The sequence below is a fragment of the Paenibacillus sp. PastM-3 genome (assembly GCF_029893965.1).
Taxonomy (GTDB): domain Bacteria; phylum Bacillota; class Bacilli; order Paenibacillales; family Paenibacillaceae; genus Paenibacillus_AQ.
The window spans coordinates 1-6,108 of sequence record NZ_JARXXP010000064.1 but is presented as its reverse complement, the minus strand read 5'-3'; the positions used below and the strand labels follow the sequence as shown (position 1 = coordinate 6,108).

General features: G+C 43.0%; 7 protein-coding genes and 1 pseudogene. 2 read left to right on the top strand and 6 right to left on the bottom strand.

What is annotated here, in order from left to right:
* Nucleotides 1–92 precede the first annotated feature (92 nt).
* Complete coding sequence (locus M2108_RS31145; RefSeq protein ID WP_277547457.1) at nt 93–506, bottom strand: hypothetical protein; 414 nt, start codon at nt 504–506, stop codon at nt 93–95.
* Between the two features lie 125 nt (nt 507–631).
* Between M2108_RS31145 and M2108_RS31140 the strand changes: the two are divergent.
* A pseudogene (locus tag M2108_RS31140) lies at nt 632–1,670 on the top strand (IS630 family transposase).
* A gap of 58 nt (nt 1,671–1,728) precedes the next feature.
* Here M2108_RS31140 and M2108_RS31135 read toward each other — a convergent pair.
* The 5 genes from M2108_RS31135 to M2108_RS31115 all read right to left on the bottom strand — a co-directional run bounded on the left by M2108_RS31135 (nt 1,729) and on the right by M2108_RS31115 (nt 5,378).
* Nucleotides 1,729–2,019, bottom strand: coding sequence for a hypothetical protein (locus M2108_RS31135; protein WP_277473332.1), 291 nt, complete (start codon nt 2,017–2,019; stop codon nt 1,729–1,731).
* 1 nt (nt 2,020) lies between these two features.
* Nucleotides 2,021–2,662 carry a hypothetical protein gene (locus M2108_RS31130; protein ID WP_280777346.1) on the bottom strand — a complete coding sequence of 214 codons (642 nt, stop codon included), beginning with the start codon at nt 2,660–2,662 and terminating at the stop codon, nt 2,021–2,023.
* A 211-nt stretch (nt 2,663–2,873) separates the two neighbouring features.
* A complete protein-coding gene (locus M2108_RS31125; protein WP_277473334.1) occupies nt 2,874–4,109 on the bottom strand; it encodes an IS110 family RNA-guided transposase in 1,236 nt (411 codons plus the stop codon).
* A 217-nt stretch (nt 4,110–4,326) separates the two neighbouring features.
* Nucleotides 4,327–4,584, bottom strand: a complete 258-nt coding sequence (locus M2108_RS31120; protein WP_277473335.1) for a hypothetical protein — start codon at nt 4,582–4,584, stop codon at nt 4,327–4,329.
* Complete coding sequence (locus tag M2108_RS31115) at nt 4,581–5,378, bottom strand: recombinase family protein (RefSeq protein WP_277473336.1); 798 nt, start codon at nt 5,376–5,378, stop codon at nt 4,581–4,583. Before M2108_RS31115 ends, M2108_RS31120 begins: the two co-directional genes overlap by 4 nt.
* Before the next feature lie 157 nt (nt 5,379–5,535).
* On the opposite strand from M2108_RS31115, the gene M2108_RS31110 reads away from it, so the two are divergent.
* Nucleotides 5,536–5,745 (top strand): helix-turn-helix domain-containing protein, encoded by a 210-nt coding sequence (locus tag M2108_RS31110; RefSeq protein ID WP_277473337.1) that lies wholly within the window; start codon nt 5,536–5,538, stop codon nt 5,743–5,745.
* Nucleotides 5,746–6,108: the final 363 nt, after the last annotated feature.

The following is a 6,108-nucleotide window of genomic DNA, read 5'->3' as shown; positions in this document are numbered from 1 at the left end:
CGGGCAGTGAATGGCCAACATTCCATGACCCAGCATACAGGAGGCGCTTTTTTTGTTCAAACCTTGAATTAATTCATTACAGGAATGGCTCCTTAATCTTTAAAACTTCCCGGTTGAACACCAACTTTTTCTTTAGTTGTAGGGTTTACATATACTTTAGTCCCAGTATAAGGATTGGTATACACAACACTTCCTGGGTTACCCGGCGTCGCTTTTGTACTAAGAGCTGTTATAATATCATCGGGCATAATATCTTTCCTACCAGATTTAAACAGACTGTTATAAGCATGAGGATTCATTATAAAATTTTGCCCTTTTACCTGAACCCCGTTTTCCTTCCAGACGTCAAAAGTAGGACGCCTAATAGCCCGTAATTCGGGGTTACCATTAGCGTTGAATATCTTGCTCTGAGAATTACCTGTTCCCATAGAAGCTGTTGACACACCATATAAAGTCAAAGCAACACTATCTATTTTTAACCAAAGACTAGCATTTTCAAATGACAACTTATCCATCTCTGCAACGGTTAAACTAGATAAGTTGAACTAAAGTATTAGAAAACTATGGTAAGGAAATAACGACCTACTTGTCGAATACGTAAGGAAACTTATTCGGACAGGTTGGGATACAGATGGAACAGCACAATGGGTTAGAAGAAGTTACACGCGCCATGAAGCAAGAAAAAGAACGCCGCATGTATGAACGTTATCAAACCGTGTACTTACATCTCAAAGGAAGGCCTGTCTCGGAGATCGCCGAGACTCTGAATCGCAGCAAGGAAACGATCAATAGCTACATTCGGTCCTATCAAAGCGGCGGCCTCGAGGCGTTACAAATGAAGTATTCCTCCGGAGCTTCCACTCGGTTAACGAAAGAACAACAGGAGCAAATGAAGCAGACCATTGTTCATTCCGTTCCGGATGATGTAGGCTTCACAGCTCGATACAACTGGACACTCGAAATCATTACTAAGTATATTGAACGAGCATTCGGTCATCGCTACTCCTTGCGAGGCGTTTCGAAAATGATGCACCGTCAAGGACTGAGCTATACCAAACCAACGTATACCCTAGAAGCAGCCGATCCTGAAAAGCAACGTCAGTTTACAGAGATGACATTTCCCGAATTAAAAAAAGATTGCTGAACGACGAAATTGCGCATTTGCTTTTCGAAGATGAATCCATGATACGAGACTACCAGGCCATTCAGAAGACTTGGTTTCTTCGTGGCAAGCAGCGCATCATTCAAACGACGGGCAAACATCGCGGCGTGAAATCGCTCGCCACAGTCGACTATGCAACCGGTCAGATCGTATGGCAGGAAGACGAGCAATATACAGCCGAAACCTTTTTGAATTTTCTTCAAAAGGTGATGCTCGCGTATCCAACTGGCAAAATCGTCATGGTACTGGATAATGCCCGGATTCATCATGCCAAGCTGCTTCAACCGTTCCTTAACGAACTGAACGGTCGACTCGAATTGGTGTTTCTGCCGCCTTACAGCCCGCAGTTGAATATTGTTGAAGGGCTCTGGAAATGGCTGAAATCCAACGTAATCAATAACGTGTTCTATCACACCGTTGCTGACATCCGAAAAACGTCGGGTTGTTCATGGAAGAAATTATGAAAAGTCCAAGTTCCATTATCGATCGACTTTGTGTCAGGATGTAATCATCGATTTCTTTAGTTCAAATTATATAGTAAGTCCATGTGGCATGTAATATTCCCCTTATGATTCAATTATTTCTCCATCTGCAACTTTTCCTAATTCATAAAGTTCAAATTTGTTTCCTGCGACAAGTAAATGTCCAGGTGCCTTTTCAGGAAACAAAAACTTTATACTACAAAGCGTTTCATAGTTATCATTGTTTGAAATAATGCTCAGTACAACACTCCAATCCTGTCCTTCCTCATCACCATGGAAGTGTGCAGCTGTTGAATATTTCGTCAAAGGAAACCTCTTTTTCCCACCTTGTTCTGTCGGAATCCAGTTAATTCTAGCTATAACCTTATTATCCATGTCATTTCACCACTGTTACCTTTCCAAAACCAGCGTTTAGAGCTTCTAGCTCAAAATAATATGCAGGACCGATATTGTCAAGATTGCTAGAGTAATATGCTCCATTTAACATATTTTTATTAACAGTTACAGATACAATACGTGAATTTCCAGGCATATTCGCCCACTCCATTGCATCCTGGAGTGTTGTGGCAAACCATTTCCCCTCCATATTGAATCCAGCGTCAAAAGCTTTTTTTTTAGCAATACCAGCCAATTCGGCGTCACTCATTGATCTGAACAAAGTAACCATTTTGGACCCCGTATTTACTGCTTGTGCTGCTATAACTGTCCCTGTTGAAATTGTTGTTCCCATTGTGGCAACATCCGAAACAGCTAGTACTGTGGGCGCTATAGTAGGTCCGTAGAATAATGCAGCAGCTAGGGCAGGAACAGCAAGGGCTTCTGAAAGATAGTCCTCATGAACTCCTCCGTTCTGTGTGCGTATGGATGTAGTTTTACCAGTTGAATAGTCAGTTCTTGCTATAACTTCAGCACCATTTGCTACTCTTATTGCAATTGCTTTATCGTGTGCGGCTTGCATTGCAGCAGTATTACCTGCTGCTTTAGCTTTGTTAAATTCAGCCGTATACTGATCAATCAACTTCTGGTCTGCTTTGCTCCAATAATTATCCTCATAAATACGATGCCCTGTAGGATCTGAATAAATCAACGGATTATTATGCACATACGTATAAAGATTCTGACTCAGCGGATTATCAATCTGTCCTTCATACGTATCCTAGTTTATAAAGCGGCGCTTTGAATAAAGAAGGTGGCAACTGAGAATGCAATCCCAGCTACCACCCATTCTATCATCCCGCCTGCTGTGCAGGTGTATTCGGCATCACGTAGGCTGACTTTTTCTTCATCATGACGTAGATGATATTTACCAGCTTCCTCATTAAGCACACAATTGCTTGCTGTTTCGTCTTGCCCTCTGCTATCTTTCGCTCATAATAAGCATGAAAATAGGCATTCTTTGGTTCTCTCTTGGTACGGGTGACACCAATCTGACGAATTGCAAGACTCTTGATAATATCATGCAATTCCCGATTGCCTTGCTTACTCTTGAAATTTCGTGACTTATTGCCTGAACCAACCGTTACCGGTGCTATTCCAGCAAATCGGGCAAGCTTATCAGAGGAAGAGAATCGGTGAATATCGCCAATCTCTGCCACAAGCTGCGCTGCTGTCACCACATTGATCCCTGTCATGGATTCAAGCTGGAAACCAAGCTGCTGCATCAAATGCTCAATCTTGCCCTCGATACTGACCAATTGTTCTTGAAAAAACCGAGCGGATTCCACCTGACTCACCACAACTGAATCTCTTGAATCTTGAAAATCCCGATACGTTTCTCCATCTGCGCCGATTAGAGTAAGAATTTGATTTGCCTTCTTATGAGACAATCCATTGTTGCTGTACTTTCGCAAGAAGGCAGCAAGGGCTTCCTCTGACTGGTCCTTCAAGGTATAAGGTGAAGGGTATGTCTCCCAAAAGGCAAGCGCCGTTTTCCCCTCTACTTCAGAGAAGAACTTTTTGTAACTGGGATAGGAATAGCTAATCTGCTGGTGCATCTTTTTTACCATTTCCGTTAAACTGTTAGCCAACCATTTCCGCTGCGTCACAAGCTGGCTAATCGCCCAGAACAGGTCAACGGGCTGAGCATCTGGCAGGCGCTCCAACTCGTCCCTGAGCACCTTGGCAACACATTCAGCATCCCAGCTATCCGACTTCTGAACGGTCACATGGCTCTTTCGTCTGGCGTTAGCGAGTTTTGCATTCACTTCCTTCACCCAGCAACGATTGTCTTTCAGATACACGGCAAGCCCTCTACCGTAACCTCCGACATCCTCCAGTCCATAGACAACGGACAAGCCCTTCTTGATGTACTTCTTTAATTCTTTAAGCAGCAAGGGAAAGGCAGACGGCTTGTTATCGAATTTTAGTTCCCCTAGCTTCTTGCTCCAGCAGTCAATAATGACGGCTGTATGATGTTGTTTATGCAGGTCAACTCCTACATAGATTAGATTCTGCTGTTCAATCATACTCTTTTGCTCCCTCTGTATTTGAATTGTTACTAATGGATTCGATTCGTTGCATTCAAGAATCTTTGCTGTCTTATCGCTTGATCTGTATGTATCCAGCCCATTAGTAACCACTCAAACGAGTGGCGAAAACATCATGGATAAACAAGTTTGCATCCTCAGTTCGAGCGGTCGATGCCGCAAAGATACGTTAGCAATCTCTTGTTTACGATAATGCTTAGAAAGCTGTAAGTTTTAACATCCCAGCAACATGTGACTTCTCTAGACGTACATAAAGCAGGTCTAGCCGCAGTTCTTCTGTGTACTCGTGAATCTTATCTATAATTTTCTCCGCTGTCGGCAAGTCAATTTCCGCAGCATGTTCATGTGTAATTTGAAACATGGCATTTTCATAAGCGGCAGTAGTTCGGAGACTTGTTAGAAGCTGATCTTCTTGCTCCACCAGCGATTCATACTTATCTTGTAATATCGTCACAAGCACATTCCTCCAGATTGTAGGATCGCTTGATGTTTACCGTCTGCCTCGATCTGCCCATAACGATACGTTCCTTGGTAAAACGCCTTACGGTCTAGGATTCGTTTCACCTGTACTTTAGTGAATCTCTTCCCTTGTTCCGTTGTGAATCCTTCTTCATTTAACTTATGGGCTAAAGCCGACAATGACCATATAGGGTATTGCTCTTTCAATTGAAAGAGCCGCTGAACCGTAGATGCCTTCTGTTCGTCAATGAACATTTGCTTTGATCCCCGCTTCCCTTTGTAACCAAAAGGAATACCTCCACCTGCAAACTTGCCTTCGGAAGCCTTTTTGTTACGTCCACGTCCCAGCTTCATAGCAATCTCCAGCCGCTGATAAGCATCCAGCAATTCCATCAAACCGTTAATCAAGAAGTCAGACGGGTCTTTCTTAAAAATGCTATAGGTTGGTTGTTCAATACTCCGAATGTCGATATTGCGCTTTTTCAGTTCCCGATGGACAAGGACTTTGACAATATCACTTCTCCATAATCTGCTTGTGTTCAGGACAACAACGTAATCTACCTTGTGACTTGACACATAGGTCAGCATGTCTTGGAAACCCTCTCGTTCGACCTCTAAGGCTTCCTCGTCCACTTTCGCTCCACTAATACCCTCGTCTGTAAAGACGTGAACCAGATGCCATCCCTGCTGCTCACAGTACGACTGAATCTCGTCTTGCTGGTAGGACAAGCTGTAGCCATCCTTCACCTGACCTTGTGTACTGACCCGTACATAGCCTATGACATTCATGTATAATCCTCCATCGTTACGGGAATTGTAATTAGTGTAACTCTTAACAGTTTCACACTATGATTATATAACCTTTAAGAGTTACATTCAATGATTTTCCAGATAAGTTCATGATATAATCTTTCTATATTTAGCTACTGGAATGATGGAGGAAGACATGAAGTTAAAGATTCGATTGAAAGATATATTAGATCAGCGTGGAATGTCACAAAGACAGCTTGCCCGACAAATGAACTTACGTCCAAGTACTATCAATCATCTCTGTTCCGATTCAGTAGACAGAGTCTATATCCGAACGCTGGAAGCGATATGTGAAGCCCTAGACATCTCCATCCATGAATTGATTGTTGAAGATTCGGAAGCTTAAGGTGTCTAAATGCAAGTCGGGTCGGGCGCTGGATGTGCTACGCCCTATTCCTCAATAAGAATCATGCTTTTTGATGTAAACCACCCCCGGGTGTTTTCCTATCGTAATGGCGAACATTTCCCAGAAGGTAGGGGTTGAAATCTCTTTATTTTCAAGTACAATAGAGACTATGTTATTTTTATTTCATCCAGCATGTTGGACTTTTGGTAGCGTCAAGAAGTTTGTGTAAGAGAGTAAAAGTGGGTTCTCAGGTGTTTGTTAATAGGTATGGGTGTCCTTGGGGGCGGGGGAACCCCGCCCCCAAGGACACGAGAATCAGGTCGCTTGTTCTGACTCTTCCAACACGGGGTACCGCGCTTCAAA